The sequence below is a fragment of the Lacticaseibacillus huelsenbergensis genome, from assembly GCF_029726355.1.
GTDB classification, from domain to species: domain Bacteria; phylum Bacillota; class Bacilli; order Lactobacillales; family Lactobacillaceae; genus Lacticaseibacillus; species Lacticaseibacillus casei.
Window position 1 is genome coordinate 2,751,303 of sequence record NZ_CP120687.1, and the last position, 18,854, is coordinate 2,770,156.

An 18,854-nucleotide genomic window follows, 5' to 3' on the forward strand; every position below is an offset into this window, starting at 1 on the left:
CCGACTTTTGCGTGCCATTACGGCTTCAAACGATTGATCATGCGTGGGAATGGAATGGCTTCGCGTAAGTGATCCAGCTTGCAGATCCAGGTAATTGCCCGCTCCAGACCCAAACCAAAACCGGAATGCGGCACGGATCCATACTTGCGCAAGTCTAGGTACCATTCGTATTCATCCAAATCAAGCCCGGCTTTTTCGATGGCAGCCTTTAATGTGTCATAATCGGTTTCACGTTCGGAACCGCCAATGATTTCACCATAACCTTCAGGTGCCAGCATATCGGCACAGACATATTGCTGCGGGTCATCCGGATCCGTCAACATATAAAACGGCTTGATGTTTTTCGGATAATTCAAAACAAACACCGGCTGATCGAATTGGTCAGACAGGTAGGTTTCTTCAGGCGAACCAAAATCATCACCATACTTCACATTCATTCCGGCATCCTGCAGCATTTCGATCGCTTTTTTATAGCTGATGCGTGGGTATGGGAGCTTGGTGTATTGTTTGAGGACTTCAGGATCGCGACCGAGCAAATGCAGCGGATAACTGCAGTTGTCCAACACCGCCTGAACTAAGTAAGCAACGTAACGTTCCTGAACCTTGAGGCTTTCTTCCTGATGACAAAAGGCCATTTCCGGTTCGATCATCCAAAATTCGGTCAAATGACGGCGGGTCTTGCTCTTTTCCGCCCGGAACACAGGACCGCAAGTGAAGACTTTACCATAAGCCATAGCACCTGCTTCGGCATACAGCTGGCCGGACTGACTGAGATAAGCTTTCTTATCAAAGTAATCGGTCTCGAACAATTCCGTCGTTCCTTCAGGTGCTGAATCAGTCAGAATTGGCGGATCCATTTTGATAAAGCCTTCGTTGTTGAAGAATTCAAAGGTCGCACGGATCATTTCGTTACGAATTTGTTGAATGGCAAATTGGCGTTTGGACCGTAACCAAAGATGCCGGTGATCCAGTAAAAACTCAATCCCGTGTTCCTTAGGGGTAATCGGATAATCTGCAGAGTCGCCGACAAGTTCGATATCGCGCACTTCAATTTCGTAGCCAAAATGACTGCGGCTGTCTTGATGAATGACGCCGGTGATCCACATGCTGGACTCTTGGCGCAGCTCTTTGGCGAGTTTAAACACTTCATCTGAGACGTCAGCTTTAGAAACAACGCCTTGAAAATACGCCGAGCCATCGCGTAACTGAAGAAAAGCAATCTTGCCAGAGCTTCGTTTGTCAGTCAACCACGCGCCAATTTTTACTTCTTCGTTTACATGTTCCTTTGCATCAATGATGCGAATCTTTTCGGTCATGCCTTAACTCCCCACTTTAAAAATATAAAATTATTTCCGGACAAATTCCTGAATGCGCCGCGCTGCTTCGCGCAGACTGTTAAGATCTTTACAATAACTGATGCGCGCATGATCCGGCATCCCAAAGGCGCGCCCCGGAACAATCGCAACCCCGGTTTCATTCAACAGAGCGCTGATAAAATCATCAACGGTGCCATAATGGCTTAATTGCGCTGCCCGCTTAATATTCGGGAAAAGGTAAAAGGCCCCTTGTGGCTTCTCGCCCATATCAAATCCCGGAATTTCGGCCAACAGATCATAGAACAGATTGAGGCGCTCTTCAAACGCTTGACGCATCTTTTCGACAACGCTCTGATCACCGGTAAGCGCCGCTACAGCAGCGTATTCGGAGACGGCTGCAGGATTAGAGGTGGTATGGCTGATGAAGGTTGCCATGGCTTGCATGAGCTTTTCCGGACCGGCCGCATAGCCGATTCGCCACCCGGTCATGGCATAAGATTTGGAAACGCCTGAAATTAAAACCGTATTATCTGCAATGTCAGGATCAATACTGATCATGGATGTATAGGATGTGCCATTGTAAATCAGATCCCGATAAATATCATCAGTGACTACCAGAATGTGATGTTTTAAGGCCCAGTTGCCGATTAAAGTCAATTCGGTGCGATTATAGACGACACCGCTTGGGTTTTGCGGCGAATTGATGATCAACGCGCGCGTTTTGTCCGTTCGCGCAGCTTCAAGATCATCAACGCTGACTTTATGGCCAACTGCTGGCATGACCAAGTGTGGGATGCCGCTGGCTAATTTAATCTGTTCCTCATAGGAAACCCAATACGGAACCGGAATCAACACCTCATCGCCTGGGTTTAAATAAATCTGGAATAAGGCGTATAAAGCAAACTTTGCTCCAGTAGTCGCAACAATCTGGCGCGCCGGATAGCGGACCCCATCCTGGGCAAAAATCCGATCGCTGATGGCTTGTTTTAATTCCGGAATACCGGTTGCTGCTGTATAGAAGCTAGCATTGCCGGCTTGAATGGCAGCAACTGCCGCGTCATCGATGGCTTTAGGGGTCGGAAAATCCGGCTGACCGATCGATAAGTCAATCACATCGGCGCCTTTCGCCTTCAGTTCCTTAGTCTGATTACTTAATGCTAATGTCGCGGACGGTGCAACGTTGAGGATTCTTTTTGCTAAATGCACGAGGGCGCCTCCTACAGTGTCGACACCACTCAGGATGTCGAATCATGCTAATTTATAGATTTTTGATCGCGTTCAGCTGTTCGCCGCTGCGAAAACTGTACGTCACGTAATTCAGTTTACCAGACTTTGACAGATAGCCAATATCCCAAACGAATTCCGAGCCACGTTTACCTAAGGAAGCGTTTAAAATCTTCTTCGGGTTGTTATCACTTGTCGCTTGTTGGATCGCCTGTTGCCGGGTGATACCGGATTTTTGGTTTAAAATGTCGACTTTGCCGGTTTTTTTCTGAATAACGACGTAGACGGACTTATTTTTTTGCGTTCGTCCGGCAACGCTTAGGTAGCTTTTATCGCGGTTATACCACCAAAAGCCGTTAATCGTTTTCAGGTCGGCCCGATTGGTGGCAATTCGTTCAGCTTGGCTGCGTAATTGCTGATAAGGCGAGATACTTTTGGCATAAATACCGATAACCGCGATGATGAGAATGATGAGGCCGCTGATCAAGGAAAATTTAAGCCAATCAAAACGTCGGTGACGCCGCATGGATTGTTCCCTCCTTTGTTGGGTGAGTGAGTTGTAAGTATAAGGTTGGCCGATGCTGCTGAAACGCGATCACCGGCGCAGGAGTCGGAGTGTAAGGACCTTGGTCGCAATGGCCTAAGCCCGGGCCATCACGCCCAAGGCCACTTACACTCCGACTCCTAAGCGCGCCGGTTCACGCTCTTAGCCACATTTTGACATACTCTGGCATATCGTTTAGAGGCATGGTCATGGGTTTAATATTCGGTAAGGATTTTTGCATCTTTTTACCGTATTGCGTAGTGATGAAGCGCGGATCCAAGATGACGAAAGCACCGCGGTCGGTTTCGGTACGGATGAGGCGGCCGAAGCTTTGACGTAAGCGAAGCGTTGCTCGTGGCAGTGCATCGTCGGTGAATGGATCGCCGCCACTGGCTTTAATTTGGGCATAACGGGCTTTGGTGATGGGTGCTTCCGGTGCGTCAAACGGTAACCGAGTCAAGATGACCATTTCGAGTAGTCGATCCGGATAGTCGATGCCTTCAAAAAAGCTGGCTGCGCCTAATAATAGACTCTGCTCGCCGACTGCAAAGCGCTTGGCAATCTTTTCCGCCGAGCCGGTCACGCCTTGTGCCAACAGTTCTTTGTGGTCGGCAATGGGGCGATGGATCAGTCGTTGATAAACGTCCTCGATCACCGCCAAAGAGTTGAATAACACAATGGTTTGATGGCGATTATCAGCAAGTAGCTCAATTGCCTGAGCAAGGTAGTCCGCATAGGCTGATGCTGACACCTCACTGGCGTTTGGCGCATCTGTCGCAACCAACACCTTGGCTTGGTCACGATAATGAAACGGACTGCGGAGTTTCAGAAAACTCGTTTCGGGGAGCTCGCCGTAGCCTAGTTGCCGGGTCAAAAAATCAAAGGAGCGGGCAGCCGTCAACGTTGCGCCGACGAAAACCGGTGCCGTAAATTGACGAAGTAACTGTTGCACCGCTGCCCCAACCTGAAAAACATCCCAACTTAAGCCTAAGCTTGCCACATCCTTCACCTGGCTCAAGGTAATTGACGCAACGGCAGCCCGGCCGTTGATTAGCTCCGGCAATCGTCGAAGCATTTCCTGCAGCCGATTGCGTTGATCAGCCAAACTCATGCGCAATGCTGCTAGTGCCTGAAAACGTTGACCGTCACTTTTTAAAAAGAACCGTGGCCGTTGATTAAAATCAGCCGTCAGTTTACCTGCCGTCACTGTCAGCCGACCAATGACTTTGATTAATAGTTTAACCTTATCCGACTGAGTTTCACGCAGCCAGTCGACGGCGGCCGGATCCAAACTTAAATTGACAAAACCAGACATCGCCGTCGTTTTACCGTGGAAAAAGTGCCGGTAGATGTCTTGCTGCAAAGTGGTGACGGTTGTTTGCGCCGTTTCCGTTAACTGATGTAGTTGTCGCAGAACCATTTGCATCGCCGGCTCGCTTTGATAGACCGCAACTAAGGAGTGAGATTCATCCGGATCGCTTAACTGCCATAGATGGCGCAACTGACGACGCAAATGGCCTAACGCCATATGTTGGGCGAACGCTGCTGCGGTGTTATCCGCGAAATGCTGTGCTTCATCCACCACCAAAAATGGCTGTCCACCTGCAAGTTGCTCGACATGGCGCGCAAGAAAGGCATGATTCGTGACCACAATTACCGCTGCGTCCGTGGCCGTTTGCAGACGTCGATAAAAATCCAACGTGTAAAACGGATTGGTAAACGGCGTACCGACATCGCCGGTGTGCCGAATCTGCAAAAACAACGGCGCACGATATGTCGTCAGATGCAATTCGTCCAAATCACCTGTCGTTGTCTGAGTCAGCCAAACCAACAATTTCATTTGCAGTAACTGGGTTTGCCGTGTCGGTGCTTCCTGATGCAGGCTGGCAGCAAATTTATTTAGATCCAGATAATGCTGCGGGCTTTTAACTTCCACACTTGGCACCGTGCGCCCTAGCAAGTCGTTGAGGGCCGGAATGGCTTTCTGCATGAGCTGGGTTTGCAAAACTAAAGTTGGCGTTGCAATAACCAGTTTGTGCTCGGGGGTTGCAGCGTAAGCATAAGGTAAGAGATAGCCTAATGTCTTCCCTAACCCTGTCCCGGCTTCTACAAATAACGGTTGCTCAGGTTGATGTGTATGGGCAAAGATGGCATCCATCATTTTGGCTTGTGCCTTGCGAAACCGATAACGCGGTTGCAACAGATGCTTTTTGGCTAAGTCGGTTGCCGGATAAGCGCCTGATAGTGCAAAATCGGTCGTCGGTGTCACGGGCCGCCGCAGCACCAACGAGCCGACTTGAACGTAGGCTTTTTTAAGCGGATTCGGCGGTGTCGCAATCAGGTTGAGGTAATCGCCGGTTTCGCGAATAAATCCGCCGCGATGCTGAATGAGTGCCTGCTGGGTCGGAGTTGGCAGTTCCTGAAATCGTTTGGTTAATTGTAATAGCAATTTGCCGGTGCTGATCGCGTCACTGTCGGCTTGATGTGGATTATCGTGTTGAATGGCCAGATACGCGGTTAAATCACTCAGGCGAAAACTGCTGATTTCCGGCAGTAGAACCTGCGCCAGTTCAACGGTATCAATAGCCTCCAACTGCAATTTTGGCAAGCCGACCCGTTCAAATTCCGCATTCAAAAATGGATAATCGAAATTCACGTTGTGCGCAACAAAAACCGTGTTTGTCAGCAAGTCGTGTAAAACCGGTGCCACTTCGTCAAAATACGGTGCTGCGACTAACCGATCGGGATTAATCCCTGTCAACCGTTGAATGGTCTGCGGCACCGAGCGATCAGGATTAACCATTTGTGAAATTGTTTGAATGATTTTGCCATGGCGCAACAAGGCGCATCCGAACTGAATCATCCGGTCGCCATCTTTGACGCTGGTGCCGGTTGTTTCCAGATCGACCACAGCAAACGTGGTGTCAGCATTCATAAATTCTTATCCATTCCCGTCTAAACATACTGCGTCTATCATACTATTTCCCGATGGGGTTCGCCACCAAATCAACAATCGTACCGGTTCGCAACAAAACCAGATAACGATGATTAACCGGTTTGGGTTGCAGCCGGGTCAATGCCTGTGCATAAAGGTTCAGCTGACCGCGATAACGCGCAACTAATACTTCAGGATTAGGTTCGTGATCCGTTTTATAATCAAAAAGCGTCACCCCTTCAGCATCACTGACGAAACCGTCAATAATCCCGTGAATCAAGACGTCTTCGCCGGGATCATCTTTCAAACCTTCGAATAAACGATCCGCTGGCAACAACATGGAAAATGGCACTTCCCGATGAACTTGCTGCGGTTTGGCTTGCAACAGGCGACCCAAGTCAGTCGCAAAAAAGCGCACTAGTGCGGATAAATCAATGCGGGCGGCTACTTCCTTAGGGATAGCGCCCGTGGTTATCAGATGGCGCCGTAGTTCATCAAGACTTGTATGCGTCACCGGTTGGGTCAGGTCTACCAGTTGCAACAACAAATGGGTAGCCGTGCCGACAGCAGTTGCACTGACGCCACCTGATGATTGGGTTAGAAATACCGGTGCGGCTAAATCTCCCAGCGGCGGTTGGGGTCCCAAAAACCGATCGGCACTCACCAGTTCCATCGTATCTGGGTCATCAAAGGCGCGTTTAATTTCCGAGACACTTTGGAAGCCTGCAGTGGTGGTAGCGGCCTGAAATGGATACTGCTGCTTGAACCAGCTGTTTAAGTCGAGTGACGGCGCTTCAGCCGGAGCTGATTTTGTAGCGGTGGCCGCCGGTTTGACTTGCGGATTAACCTCGATTTCAATGGCAAATTCGGTTGAATCACCGATGAGAGCAGGCTTTACGGTAGTTTCGGCTAAACCTTTGACTTGGGGATGACGAATCAGTGCCGGACCGATCCAATCCAGGTAATTCGTCGCCGCGCTGCGAACTTGGGGAGCCAGTACCAGTTCTTCGCTTTCTGCTTCTTTAGCCCATCTTGCCACCGTTTTGTCGGCAGATGTGAGTTGTTGTCCGCTCATCGTTGCCCCAACAACATATAGCCGTTGCTGTGCTCGGGTTAAGGCGACATACAGCAGCCGCATTTCTTCAGCAAGCGTCTGATTTTGGCGGGCGGCTTTTGCGGCCTGATACTGCGGTAATTCGTATTCAACCCGGGTTTCCGGATCCACCCATTTAACGCCGATGCCATTTTTGGTCAAAATGGCCGCGCCGCGTTGATCACGTCGATTAAAATGTTTATTGGTTTGCATGACAAAAACGACCGGGAATTCGAGGCCCTTACTTTTATGAATCGTCATTAACCTAACCGCGTCTTGATCCGGATCGACTTGGGCAGGTGTGGCGAGATCCTGATCCTGTTTCTGCATGAGGGTGATGAAATGAATAAAGGCAAACAGGCCCTTAAATCCGCCTGATTCATACGTTTGGGCCCGGTCAATCAAGGCTTGCAAATTGGCCTGACGTTGACTGCCACCGGGGGTTCCACCGACATAATCGAGAAAACCGGTTTCTTGATAAATCGCCCATAGCAAGGTCACAAGATCATTTTCCCGCGCAAGGTCGCGAAAATGCTTTAATTGCTGGAAAAATTGTATGAGTGTTGCGTGCGTTTGCTTGGCTAGCGGCGTGGATGGTGTCGCAGCCAAAAAGGCAGTGACCGCATCATAGTAAGGAACCTGTTTGGCTGCTAGGCGAATGAGCGCTAGTTGATCCGCTGACAGTCCGACAATTGGCGAACGCAAAACCGCAACTAATGGAATATCCTGCTTGGGGTTGTCAATAATCTTAAGCAACGCAAGCATGACCATCAATTCAGTGGTTTTAAAGAAGTTCTTCGTATCTGCCACGAACAGCGGCACGCCGGCTGCAGCAAACTGTGTCTGGATCAGACTGTTTTGCGTGGTTTGGCGGGTTAACAAGGTGATGTCACGATAATGGATCCGACGGTAAGTTTGATTCGCCCGGTCCCATAACTTCGCCTCCGGATCCTCAACCAACCGTTGAATTTCGGCGATGACCATTTGGGTTTGACCGGTCGCGACATCTAAAGGCTCATCATCGTCTACACTTTCAGGCAAATCAGGTGCATCAGTACTCTCGTCATCCTCATCTGAGGTGGCCTTGCTGTATAACAGCATTTTGACCGCCGGATGGCAGTCGCCGTAATCCACGGCCCCATACTTCAAAGCGGCGCGATCATCGTAGCTTAAGTCCCCTACCTCGGGATCCATGATCTGGCTGAAAATGAGATTGGTGAATGCCAATACGTTCTTGGTTGAGCGGAAGTTCTCTGCCAAAATAATCCGTTCGGGAGCGGCAGGATCACTGGGCTGATCGGCAAAAGATTGGTATTTATGAATGAAGAGTTGCGGATCGGCTAACCGAAAGCCATAGATGCTTTGCTTAACATCCCCTACCATGAAGCGGTCACCGGGGTCAGTTGTGCTGACAGCTGCTAGTAATGCTTCCTGCAGTGGACTGATATCCTGATATTCATCGACCATCACTTCATCGAAGCTAGCACGATAATTCTCGGCAATCGGTGCACCGGTTTGGGGATCTTGTTGCTGCAGAATCCGCAACGCGTTGTGGGCGATGTCGCTATAATTCTGGACATGACGATCTGCTTTTTCAGCAGTTAAGGCCGCCAAAAACTGTAGCGCTACTTTTGTCAGCATTTGCATCATTGGCTGAACCGTCTGCAGCAGATCCTTGATTTGTTCACCTGTCAGCGCAAATTCCGGCGCGACTTGTTTTTGCCACGTGGTTTTGGCCGCGTCACGTAATTGTTTAGCCGCTTTTTTGGTTGCTTTATCATTATCATCAAGCCCTTTCCTGGCGCTCGACCATGTTTCAAATTGATGATCAGCCAAAACGGCGCGGACCGTGTCATAAGTCGGGGCGGCATTTTCCAATAAATGTTGCAGTGGCGCCAGATCAGCTTCGATTTGGCGCTGCCAGATCGGGTTGGGTAATTGATCGGCCAGTGCTGCTGCTTGGGTGAGATCTGTGGTGATTTGCAGTAATTTTTGTTTCATCCGCGGCCAGATCTGGGTGTTGAAGGTTTGCTCCCATGCCTCGGGTGCATACGGTTCGGCTAATTGACGCAAATAGGCTTCAGGATCGGTCGTCGCCGCTGCTTGACGCATCAATTCAAACATCAAGTCCTGAAGGCCGCTGTCATCACGATCACCGCTAAAATTAGCCGTTAACTGTTCAAAAGCGGTGGCATCGTCACCAGCATAGAATTGCTCGCGTAAGTCATTCCAGACGCGTTCCTGCAACATGTAACGTTCCGTTTCATCCGTGAGTAACCGAAAACCGGGATCAAGATCGATGACGTAATAGTAGGTTTGGACAATTTGCAGGCTAAAAGCATCCAAAGTACTGATTTTGGCCGCATTCACCATCGCAATCTGATTGGCTAAATGGCGGCGATCTTCGGCATTGAGTTCGTGCCGTTTTTGCGTCAGTGTCTGTTTTAAAGCTGATTGAATTTTGGTTCGCATTTCGGCGGTTGCTGCGCGGGTAAAAGTGACGATCAACATTCTGGTGATATCGGCATGCTGTTTGAGGATCTTCTGAATAATCCGTTCAACTAACACCGTCGTTTTGCCGCTACCGGCAGAAGCAGAAACCAGCACATCATGGCCATGATGATCGATCGCTGCCTGTTGAGACGAAGTAAATTTTGTCATGATTGCGGTGTCTCCTTTTGAGAATCTGGTGTCTGCTTAGGGTCCGTTGTGAGGCGATTGACGACATCTTTCCGTTTTAATTTAGGAACATGATGATAATGATCAAAGCCGGTTGCCGGATCAAAAAGCATGATGCTTTGGTAATCACTGCGGCTGACGACTTCTGAGGATTGACCGTATTGGAAAGGTGCCAGGTCAATATTGCCGGAGAGAATTTGAGTGGCAGCGTCGATGATCAGTGCTTGATTGTGTGCCAAGTAAGCGCGTAAATCATCGGGCGTTAAAATATTCGACTGGCTACGGTTGAAGCTGCCATCCTTTTTAAACCCTAACGGAGCAACTTCGCTGGCGCCGCCACTTTCGGGTGAAATCGTGCGATCGACCGCGGAGAGTTCGTCACCATGATTGGCAACCAGAAAACCCAGATATTTGAATTTCTTGAGCCGCTCAATCACCGGTTCCAATGTTGGCGTGTATGGAAGCGTTGGATCCTGAAGATGGAAATACAGTGCGCCGGCCGGTACAAACGGCGGGTCGATAGGAACGTTTGTCATGGCTTCAATGTACGTCAGCATTTGCAAGGCAATCCCGTAATAGGCATCACTGTCATTAAACCGATGCTGGGTACTCTTATAGTCAACAATGATAAAGCGGCGCGCATTCGGTTCACGATAAACATCTAAGCGATCGATTTTGCCGCGAACGTTAACGCGGCCACCATGCGGCAACGGCCAGGATAACCCCGGCAAGCCTTTGGTGTCCCCGATTCGTCCAAATTGCAATTCGGTGCGTATCGGACGAAACCCACTGCGTTGTTGTTGCTGGCGCATGTTGACCAGTACTTGGATCAGTAGCCGGCTTAAACGTCTGGTCAGATAGAGCATGCGATGCGTGCTGCCGAGAATTTCGTAGCCCGGCTGGCTGGCAATGTCTTCGACAAGTGGCGGAATGGCGGCAGCGATGACGGCTGGGTCAACGTCTGCCAGTGCCACATGTTCTTCGCGTAGTTGGGTCAAATAGCGATCCAGCACCGCATGAAACAGACTGCCGGTGTCGGCTGGTGAAAGTTCGAATTCCGGGCGCGGTTGCAGGAGCAAGCCGTACTTGAGAAAATATTCAAAGTGGTTCAGATAGTAAGTTTCAAGCCGGGAAACCGACACATTCATGTCCCGCCCGTAAAGTTGGATAGCTAAATCCGGATCAAGTTGCCCCGGGTCATTCTGATAAGTGAGACTCCCAGCGAGGCGTCGGGATAACGTTGCTAAATCGGTTTGTTTCAACGCCGCCAAAACGCTTTGCCACGCTTGACCCAATGGCAGCTTTTGTTGTTGGGCATCACCAGCAGCGCGCACAAAGTCACTCAACATTGCCCGCGGACTGCCTAAAACGGTTTCGACTGGCGTTGTCAGCGAAACCGGCGCCCAGGCGGTTGGCGTTAGGTGCAGTGCATTTCCCATTTGCTGAAAATAAGGTGAGGCCTGATTTTCGCTGTTTTCCTGGGCGTTTTGAACCGGATAGCTTAACGTCAATTCGTCTGACGCTGCCATGAAGCCCAGGTAGTTGATAAATGGATCGCCTAAAGTCGTTGCCGGTCCCTGTTCAGGCAAGAAGCGATCATCCGGCAATTGAGCAGCCAACAATTGGCGCTCCTCACTGTTCAACACGCCATCATCAGTGGGAACATCCGGCATGGCCGTATTGGTTGCACCAATGACGAATACATGTTTTGCCTTCGCTAGCCGCACCAATCCGGTTTCAGAAATAACAACCGCGTCAAGGGTCGCCGGGATCTGGGTGTACGTGGCACTGGCAAATCCCGCGGCCAGCAATTCGTGAAACTGCTCCCGGTCAAATTTGGCACTGCCCAAGATCGTGACATAGTTGTCCAATAACGCGGTAAAAGTGGTCCACGCCTGTTCATGGGCGCGGCTGCGAGTCAGATCACCGGCGTCACTGGCAGTTTGTCGCCAAGCGCGCAGTTGATCAACAACGCCATTTGCGTCCAACCAACGATACAGGTCACCTGCAGCCTCCGCCCCTGTTTTTGCGGTCTGCCACTGTTTTAGCAACGTTGGGACGGTTTGGGCGATCAACGTTTTAATCGCATTGATCTGCGCGGTTTTAGCAGCTTCCGGATCCATCTGCGGGTCATCGGCGTCAGGATTACGCTGAAAATAGCGCCATGCAGCTGGTTGCGTCCAGCGCTGCTTCCCGGCAATGCCCGTCCGCACTAGGTGGTTATCCGTTGTGTCCACTGCATCCCGAAATTCGGCCAGTGACATCCCTTCCGGCAACAATAGCTCCGTGTGCAGCAGACGCATGACATCTTGATACTGATAATCGTGTTTTTGAATCGCAAACAGACTTTCCATCAAGACAACTAGCGGATGGTCCTTCATCGGCCGTTGCAAATCGGTAAACTGCGGGATCGAAAATTCGGCAAAAATCGCCGGAATCACGGTTGCATAAGGCTCCAATCGTCGTGCTAAAATCAGGAAATCACGATAGCGCGCACCATGCCGAACTGCGCGATAAATGTGCTGAGCCACATGGCGCAGTTCCTGATACGGATCGGTCGCGATGGCCAGATGAATTTGCTCAGCGGTTTCAGAAGTCGGAGCTGTTGATGGTTGCAAGTCAGTATTGGCCTCCCACCAATTTGCAACTTGTTGCATGCCGCGACTGATTTGACGCGGTGCCGCAAATTGATCCGGGCGAATCGGAACATGCAGCGTTTTCGCTTTTTGATAAAGCCGTTGGTAAAGTCGACCGGCGGGCAAAAATAAGTTCGGAGCAACTGGCGGATTAAGCGGATATGGCTTATTCAGCACTAACCCGAGCGTTACCTCGGCGGCCGTTTCGAGCATGGTTTCGACTAACGCAGACTCAGAAGCAGAAAATACGTTAAAATCATTGAGATAGATAAACGTATGGCTTAGGTCCTGCGTGCGCATGGCTTGCTGCAAGCCACTCAGTAAACTTGCGGTCGTGGCATAAGGGCCAATTTCTGCTTCATATTGGTCAAGAATGATCCCCAGATCGCGCAACTTCGCGCGATGCCGATCACCGGGAGCTAAAGCCGATACCGTATGCATCAGATCTTCGGCAGTGATACGGCCGATCATCAATTCGCTTAATTGATCGGCAAGTTGCGTCACGAAACCGGTATGTTGCGCTTCACCGGCATAAATGGTCAAGTCGTCTTGCCGATCAGCCAGAATTTTGGCCACCAACATGGTATTGCTTGCCTGATCAAGCCGTGGTTGTTGATAAAGTGGCGTGTTTTTCAAATAAAACCAGGCCAGACGCGAAAATGACAGTACCTGCACCCGACTCTGAGCGTACGCATCCGCCTCACCCTGTTGCAATTGGCGCAAGCGTTTGAGAAGATCGATTTCTGCTTCGAATTTAATATGGTTCGGCACTAAAAAGAAAATCTGATTTTGCGGATCAGCAGCGAGTTGTTCCTGGATCATGGCTGCCATGGTTTGAGCATGATCCCTTGTTGCGTCACCTAAAATAAACTGCAGCCCCATGCTGTGCCTCCTCAAGTTTCAATCAATGGTGATGATGACTTATGCTTTAGTCTAGCATAACTAAGTAGTGTCCGATCGGCGTTTGCGCTATCATAAGTAAAGAATATTAACGAGGTGTTTATATGGAAATCGGGACGGGTAAAAGTTACGCAAAAATTATTCTTATTGGGGAGCACGCGGTCGTTTATGGGGAACCCGCTATTGCGCTTCCGGTCAAAAGCATCGGCTTGTCAGCGCGGGTGGCACCGTTGCCTGATGGTCGGCAAGAGGTGACGTCGGCTTTTTTTACCGGTGATTTGAATGCTGGTCAGCTGACCAACTTTGCCGGCATTGCCATGCTGATTCGCCGGTTGCTTGTGTTCTTCGATGCCAGTAAGCAAGGTTTTCACCTCACCATTACTAGTGCCTTGCCATCTGAGCGAGGAATGGGATCATCAGCTGCAACTGCGGTGGCGGTCGTGCGGGCCTTTTACGATGCGTTTCAGACGCCGTTAACGCGCACGGCGTTGTTGAACTGGGCCGATATTTCCGAAAAAGCGCTACATGGCAATCCCAGCGGCTTAGATGCAGCAACGGCTAGTGCCGAAAAGCCGCAGTGGTTTGTTCGGGGCAAATCATTGCGGTCAATCATGATGCCGCGGAATGGTGTTTTGCTCATTGCTGATACCGGCATTGCGGGTCAAACCAAAGTCGCGGTTGATCTTGTCGCGCAAAAGCTTAAACAGGCGCCTAAAGTTTATCGACCGCTTATTACGGACATCGGCACCGCGGTTCGCCAGGCAGCATTAGCTTTGGCGCAGGATGATATCATCACGTTAGGGCAACTATTGAATCGCGATCAGTCAGATCTGGCGGCACTTGGTGTCAGCAGTCCGGAGCTGGATCGATTGATTAATGTCGCCATCGATCATGGCGCATATGGGGCTAAATTAACCGGCTCCGGCATGGGCGGCTGTATGATTGCCCTTGCTGCTGAAGACCAGGCGCCGACGATTATTCAGGCGCTTAAAGCAGCTAATGCGGTCAAAGTCTGGGAATATCACTTTGAAACGAAATGAGGCACCTATGACAACTTACGCACGTGCGCATACGAATATTGCGCTCATTAAATACTGGGGTAAAGCTGACAAGAAGCTTATGTTGCCGGCAACGAGCAGCATTTCCCTGACGCTGAACGATTTTTATACAGATACAGCGGTGACGTTTGATTCAACACTTTCAGAAGATCAGTTTGTCCTCAATGATCAACCACAATCGCCAGTCGCTGTCAGCCGGTTTTTGGATCACGTCCGGAAGTTAGCCAATATTAAAACCCGCGCCCGGGTGAGCTCGTTGAACCACGTACCGACTGCTGCCGGTTTGGCCAGTTCTGCCTCGGCATTTGCGGCACTGGCACTGGCCGCCAGTCGTGCCGCTGGGTTAAATTTATCCCCGATCGACTTATCGCGCTTGGCCCGGCGTGGATCCGGCTCGGCAACCCGATCGATTTTTGGCGGCGCCGTCATCTGGCATCGCGGTTTTGACGATGCCTCTTCATTTGCCGAACCCTTGGCGATTCAGCCGACCTTGCCGTTACGCATGTTGGTTGTCACTGTTTCGGATCAGAAAAAAGCGGTCAGTTCCCGCACCGGCATGGCTAATACCGCTGCAACCAGCCCTTATTACCAGGCCTGGGTGGAGGCTAACGAAACTTTGATAAGTCCCATGATCACGGCGTTGGCTGAAGACGATTTTGCCACGATCGGCGCGCTCACCGAATTGTCCAGTATGCGTATGCACGCTGCGATCATGGCTGAAGAGCCGCCATTTACCTATTTTCTGCCAGAAACCTTACGCGCCTGGCAATTGGTGCAGGAACAGCGCCGACTCGGTATTCCGGCCTTTGTCACCATGGATGCGGGACCTAATGTCAAAATTCTCACAACGGCACCCTATGTGGATGTGCTCATGACCGCATTGCGTCTGGCTTTCGGTGATCGCATCCTCAGCACTAAAATTGGCCCAGACGCTCAAGTGATTACAAAGGAGCAGTTTGATGACACAGAGTCAGCAATCACATCGCAAGGATGAGCACGTCTTCTTGGCGGAAAAATATTTCAAGGCCGATGCTAATGCCGGGTTTGATCAAATCCGGCTGCTTCATCGTGCGCTTCCGGAAACGGCCTTAGCTGATGTTGATCTGACGCCCCCGTTACCTTTTGGTTGGCGCTGGCCGATTTATATTAACGCGATGACTGGCGGTTCGCCACAAACCGGTAAATTGAATGCCCAACTCGGTCAATTAGCCAATGCGCTGGATGTTGCGATTGCCAGTGGATCGCAGTCCGTCGCCTTGCATGATCCCGAGTTGAGTTCAACGTTCACGACCTTACGGCAGCACAATCCTGATGGCTTTATTTTCGCTAACATCGGTGCCGGTCATGATGTACACGAAGCCAAGAAGGCAGTGGCCATGTTGCACGCGAATGCGCTGGAGGTGCATTTGAATGCGGCGCAGGAAGTTGTTATGCCTGAAGGTGATCGCGACTTTTTATGGCAGGACAACATTCAAGCGATTGCAGCGGGAGTCTCCGTTCCGGTGGTGGCAAAAGAAGTCGGTAACGGGTTCATTCGTGAAGACTTGCAGACTTTGCAACAGTTGGGTATCCGCTATGTCGACTTAGGCGGTCGCGGCGGCACCAATTTCGCCGTTATTGAAAATGCGCGCCGGCCGCAGCAGGACTTTGCGTATATGCGGGACTGGGGTCAGACGACAGCTGAATCGCTACTTGAGGCCCGTGGCTTGCCGCTGACGATTCTGGCGACCGGTGGTGTTCGTTCGCCGCTAGACGTGGTCAAAGCGCAGCGGTTAGGTGCCCACGCGGTCGGGATTAGCGGACTTGTGCTTCATCATTTGATCCAAACCGGCTATACCGCAACGCTCGCTTATTTTCAGGAGTTCCTACACCAGATCCGGCAACTCTATGCATTGCTTGGCGTCACAAACTGGCAAGCTTTGCAAATTGCTCCCGCCCTTCTCGGCACCGAGCTGGAGCATTATCGCCGTGCTCGCAATTTGCCGGCGATTTGACCGTTAACAGCAGTAGGACCGACAAAAAAGATGATCTAAGAGTCAAAAGTCGCACTCTTGGATCATCTTTTTTAATACCCTTTAATGGCTAAACGCGCAGCCCTTTTGGATAAAAGTTTTTGATGGTGCCATTGACCAATTTGCCGATCGCAAACGGTTTGTGTTCAAACGTGAGTAACACAAATCGCTTACCAGTGGCGATTGTCGGTAAGGTTTCACCATGGCGATAGCGGGCATAACCATCCTGATCGACCTCGATGACGGTCTGAAACGTATTTGGCGATAACGCGGTCGCCAAACTATGGCTGGGTTCGAAACGTTTTTTGCGAAAACTGCCAAGTTCCAAACCTGCCCGCACCACTTTCACCCGGTCAAACGGCAGCATGGTTGCTGGCAGCAATGACAAGAAATCACCGTGACGATAGAATTGCCCGGTTAACGGCTGATTTAAACTGGTCGCAAAAAAGTCGCGGACCTCATCCATTGCCGGCTTAGCCAAAGGTTTGACCGAAGCCGCTGCAGGAGTGTGCACCGTTTTTTCGCCAGCTAGGCGTAATTTAGCCACAAAATGACCTTCACCGCGCAGCCGATGCGGGAACAAGCGTACCGCTTTGGCTAACTCTTGGTTGCCATCGGCCCATTCCGGTCGCCCGGCTTCCATTCCTGGATAGGTTTTGATGGGCTCAAGCGTCATGTCATAGTTTGTCAATAACCATGCGATGATTTGCTCATCTTCTTCCGGGCTGAAGGTACATGTCGAATAAATCAACTCGCCGCTGGGTTGCAGCATTTTAACGGCCGCTTGCAGAATCTGCTTCTGTCTGGCAGCGCATTCGGCCGGATAATCGCGATGCCAATATTGAACCGCGTCCGGATCTTTGCGAAACATCCCTTCACCCGAACATGGTGCATCAACCAAAATCCGGTCAAACGTTTGCGGCCAGGCCTTCGCCAGCGTATCAGGATCATTATTGGTCACCAGAATGTTTTGGCTGCCCCAGCGCTCGAGATTGCCTGATAGCACCTTGGAGCGGGCCGGGTTGATCTCATTGCTGACAAGCAGGCCGGTATCGCCCAGATAACTGGCCAGTTGCGTCGACTTACCGCCGGGAGCAGCGCAAAGATCAAGAACCCGTTCACCTGCTTGTGGCGCAGCGACCGTGCCCACAAACTGAGCGCTGGGTTCCTGGCTGTAAACCAGACCGGCAACGTGATCAATGTCATTGCCGGCAATTTTGCCATAATATCCCCAAGGACTCCAAGGAACAGGATCATCCGTTGCTTCATCCAGCGGCCAGGGTTTAACAGGATCGCGCCGGAAGCCACTCACCGGTGCTGCATCAAAGCTGGCCAAAAAAGCCGCCGCATCTGCGCCTAATAAACGAGTATATTTTTCTTTAAAAGCTTCAGGTAGTTGCACTTGTTCGATCCTTTCTGCGAATTAAGTAACGCAGGAAAATAATAGTGGCGATCGTTAAAATAACCAGAAAACTCCAGATATTGGTCCGGGTGGTGAAGTAGAACCACCAATTGGCAAACAAGCCGCCGAGAAACAGACTGATGCCCACATGACTGGCACAACTGGACAAAACACCGCGTAAGTATCTGGCGCGCATGTTGATCTCCAAACCGGATGTTTGTAACGGCCCGATCAATGTGACCATCAATAAACTTAAGATTCCTGCTCCCATTAGCAGTAACACACAGAATAAAGCAGTTTGCCCATAAGCGCGCCACCAGCTAGCCGCATCGCTGTCGCTAAAATGAACGCGATGGACACGACTTGCCCGTAAAATTGTCTTCAGTGCCTTACTATGCTGATTGGCGCCATCAACATAAATTTTAACGTGCTTCAAGGTCAGACCTTCATTCGCCATACTCGGCGAGGCATTCAGGAAAACTGCCTTGTTAAGGGGACTACCCTTGCGCGTTCCAACTGTCCCCATGACCGGAATGTACTGGCCGTTAACACTCAGATAACGTTGATTATTACTGCCGGTATAAAGCTTATCTGCTAAATCATGGCCGACCACCGCCACGGGCAGACTTGAGGCAAAATCCCCCGTTGAAAACCATTGCCCGGTTTCCACCGGAAGACTCGCGACCGACCCGCGCTGATACACGTAAACCAGCTGTTTCGTCACAAACTGTACCTGGTAACCGGAAAAATCGGTTTTCTCAAGCTCAGCCACCGCCTTCGTCACACTTCGCGAACTGCTCGTGACATATTCCTGCGCCATTTCAGACATCCCAAGATGATCCAGCTGGCTGGCATATTCATTTTGATCATGCTGCGACCAAATCAACCCAGCCAAAATCGCCAAGCCGATCCATAGAAAATCAATCAAAAATAATTTTTTCACGAGATCCTCCTGTGAAGTGAGCTGAGCGTGAGCCGGCGCGCTTAGGGGTCGGAGTGTAAGCGGCCTTGGTCGCGATGGCCCGGGCTTAGGCCATTGCGACCAAGGTCCTTAC

General features: G+C 50.6%; 11 protein-coding genes. 3 read left to right on the forward strand and 8 right to left on the reverse strand.

Features of this window, described 5'->3' with window-relative positions; genetic code table 11:
* Positions 1 to 17 precede the first annotated feature (17 nt).
* The 6 genes from asnS to LHUE1_RS12730 form a co-directional block, all read right to left on the reverse strand.
* Positions 18 to 1,316 (reverse strand): asparagine--tRNA ligase, encoded by a 1,299-nt coding sequence (gene asnS, locus LHUE1_RS12705; protein WP_049170397.1) that lies wholly within the window; start codon positions 1,314 to 1,316, stop codon positions 18 to 20.
* Positions 1,317 to 1,346: 30 nt separating this feature from the next.
* Complete coding sequence (locus tag LHUE1_RS12710; RefSeq protein ID WP_025012399.1) at positions 1,347 to 2,522, reverse strand: pyridoxal phosphate-dependent aminotransferase; 1,176 nt, start codon at positions 2,520 to 2,522, stop codon at positions 1,347 to 1,349.
* A 52-nt stretch (positions 2,523 to 2,574) separates the two neighbouring features.
* Positions 2,575 to 3,066: a cell wall elongation regulator TseB-like domain-containing protein gene (locus LHUE1_RS12715; protein WP_025012400.1), complete on the reverse strand. Its 492-nt coding sequence runs from the start codon at positions 3,064 to 3,066 to the stop codon at positions 2,575 to 2,577.
* Between the two features lie 172 nt (positions 3,067 to 3,238).
* Positions 3,239 to 6,019 (reverse strand): helicase C-terminal domain-containing protein, encoded by a 2,781-nt coding sequence (locus LHUE1_RS12720; RefSeq protein WP_277848136.1) that lies wholly within the window; start codon positions 6,017 to 6,019, stop codon positions 3,239 to 3,241.
* Between the two features lie 43 nt (positions 6,020 to 6,062).
* A complete protein-coding gene (gene addA, locus LHUE1_RS12725; protein WP_049171454.1) occupies positions 6,063 to 9,773 on the reverse strand; it encodes a helicase-exonuclease AddAB subunit AddA in 3,711 nt (1,236 codons plus the stop codon).
* Positions 9,770 to 13,309 (reverse strand): PD-(D/E)XK nuclease family protein, encoded by a 3,540-nt coding sequence (locus LHUE1_RS12730; RefSeq protein WP_049171452.1) that lies wholly within the window; start codon positions 13,307 to 13,309, stop codon positions 9,770 to 9,772. The genes addA and LHUE1_RS12730 overlap by 4 nt, the downstream gene beginning before the upstream one ends.
* A 122-nt stretch (positions 13,310 to 13,431) precedes the next feature.
* On the opposite strand from LHUE1_RS12730, the gene mvk reads away from it, so the two are divergent.
* From mvk to fni, 3 genes are read left to right on the forward strand one after another with little or no spacing between them, the layout of a single operon-like run.
* Entirely contained in the window at positions 13,432 to 14,367 is a 936-nt protein-coding gene (mvk, locus tag LHUE1_RS12735) for a mevalonate kinase (RefSeq protein ID WP_049171449.1), read from the forward strand.
* Between the two features lie 7 nt (positions 14,368 to 14,374).
* A complete protein-coding gene (gene mvaD / locus LHUE1_RS12740) occupies positions 14,375 to 15,379 on the forward strand; it encodes a diphosphomevalonate decarboxylase (RefSeq protein WP_049171446.1) in 1,005 nt (334 codons plus the stop codon).
* Positions 15,345 to 16,379 carry a type 2 isopentenyl-diphosphate Delta-isomerase gene (gene fni / locus LHUE1_RS12745; protein ID WP_049171443.1) on the forward strand — a complete coding sequence of 345 codons (1,035 nt, stop codon included), beginning with the start codon at positions 15,345 to 15,347 and terminating at the stop codon, positions 16,377 to 16,379. Before mvaD ends, fni begins: the two co-directional genes overlap by 35 nt.
* 88 nt (positions 16,380 to 16,467) lie before the next feature.
* Here the strand turns inward: fni and LHUE1_RS12750 are convergent, their stop codons facing one another.
* Together LHUE1_RS12750 and LHUE1_RS12755 are read right to left on the reverse strand one after the other, a co-directional pair.
* Entirely contained in the window at positions 16,468 to 17,799 is a 1,332-nt protein-coding gene (locus tag LHUE1_RS12750) for an RsmF rRNA methyltransferase first C-terminal domain-containing protein (RefSeq protein WP_049171438.1), read from the reverse strand.
* Positions 17,786 to 18,742 carry an ABC transporter permease gene (locus LHUE1_RS12755; protein ID WP_277848135.1) on the reverse strand — a complete coding sequence of 319 codons (957 nt, stop codon included), beginning with the start codon at positions 18,740 to 18,742 and terminating at the stop codon, positions 17,786 to 17,788. Before LHUE1_RS12755 ends, LHUE1_RS12750 begins: the two co-directional genes overlap by 14 nt.
* Between the last annotated feature and the right edge of the window lie 112 nt (positions 18,743 to 18,854).

Bases quoted from the DNA above. Each gene is read 5' to 3' on its own strand.
- asnS (WP_049170397.1), bottom strand. From the start codon at position 1,316: ATGACCGAAAAGATTCGCATCATTGATGCAAAGGAACATGTAAACGAA.
- LHUE1_RS12715 (WP_025012400.1), bottom strand. From the start codon at position 3,066: ATGCGGCGTCACCGACGTTTTGATTGGCTTAAATTTTCCTTGATCAGC.
- LHUE1_RS12720 (WP_277848136.1), bottom strand. From the start codon at position 6,019: ATGAATGCTGACACCACGTTTGCTGTGGTCGATCTGGAAACAACCGGC.
- addA (WP_049171454.1), bottom strand. From the start codon at position 9,773: ATGACAAAATTTACTTCGTCTCAACAGGCAGCGATCGATCATCATGGC.
- LHUE1_RS12730 (WP_049171452.1), bottom strand. From the start codon at position 13,309: ATGGGGCTGCAGTTTATTTTAGGTGACGCAACAAGGGATCATGCTCAA.
- mvk (WP_049171449.1), top strand. From the start codon at position 13,432: ATGGAAATCGGGACGGGTAAAAGTTACGCAAAAATTATTCTTATTGGG.
- mvaD (WP_049171446.1), top strand. From the start codon at position 14,375: ATGACAACTTACGCACGTGCGCATACGAATATTGCGCTCATTAAATAC.
- fni (WP_049171443.1), top strand. From the start codon at position 15,345: ATGACACAGAGTCAGCAATCACATCGCAAGGATGAGCACGTCTTCTTG.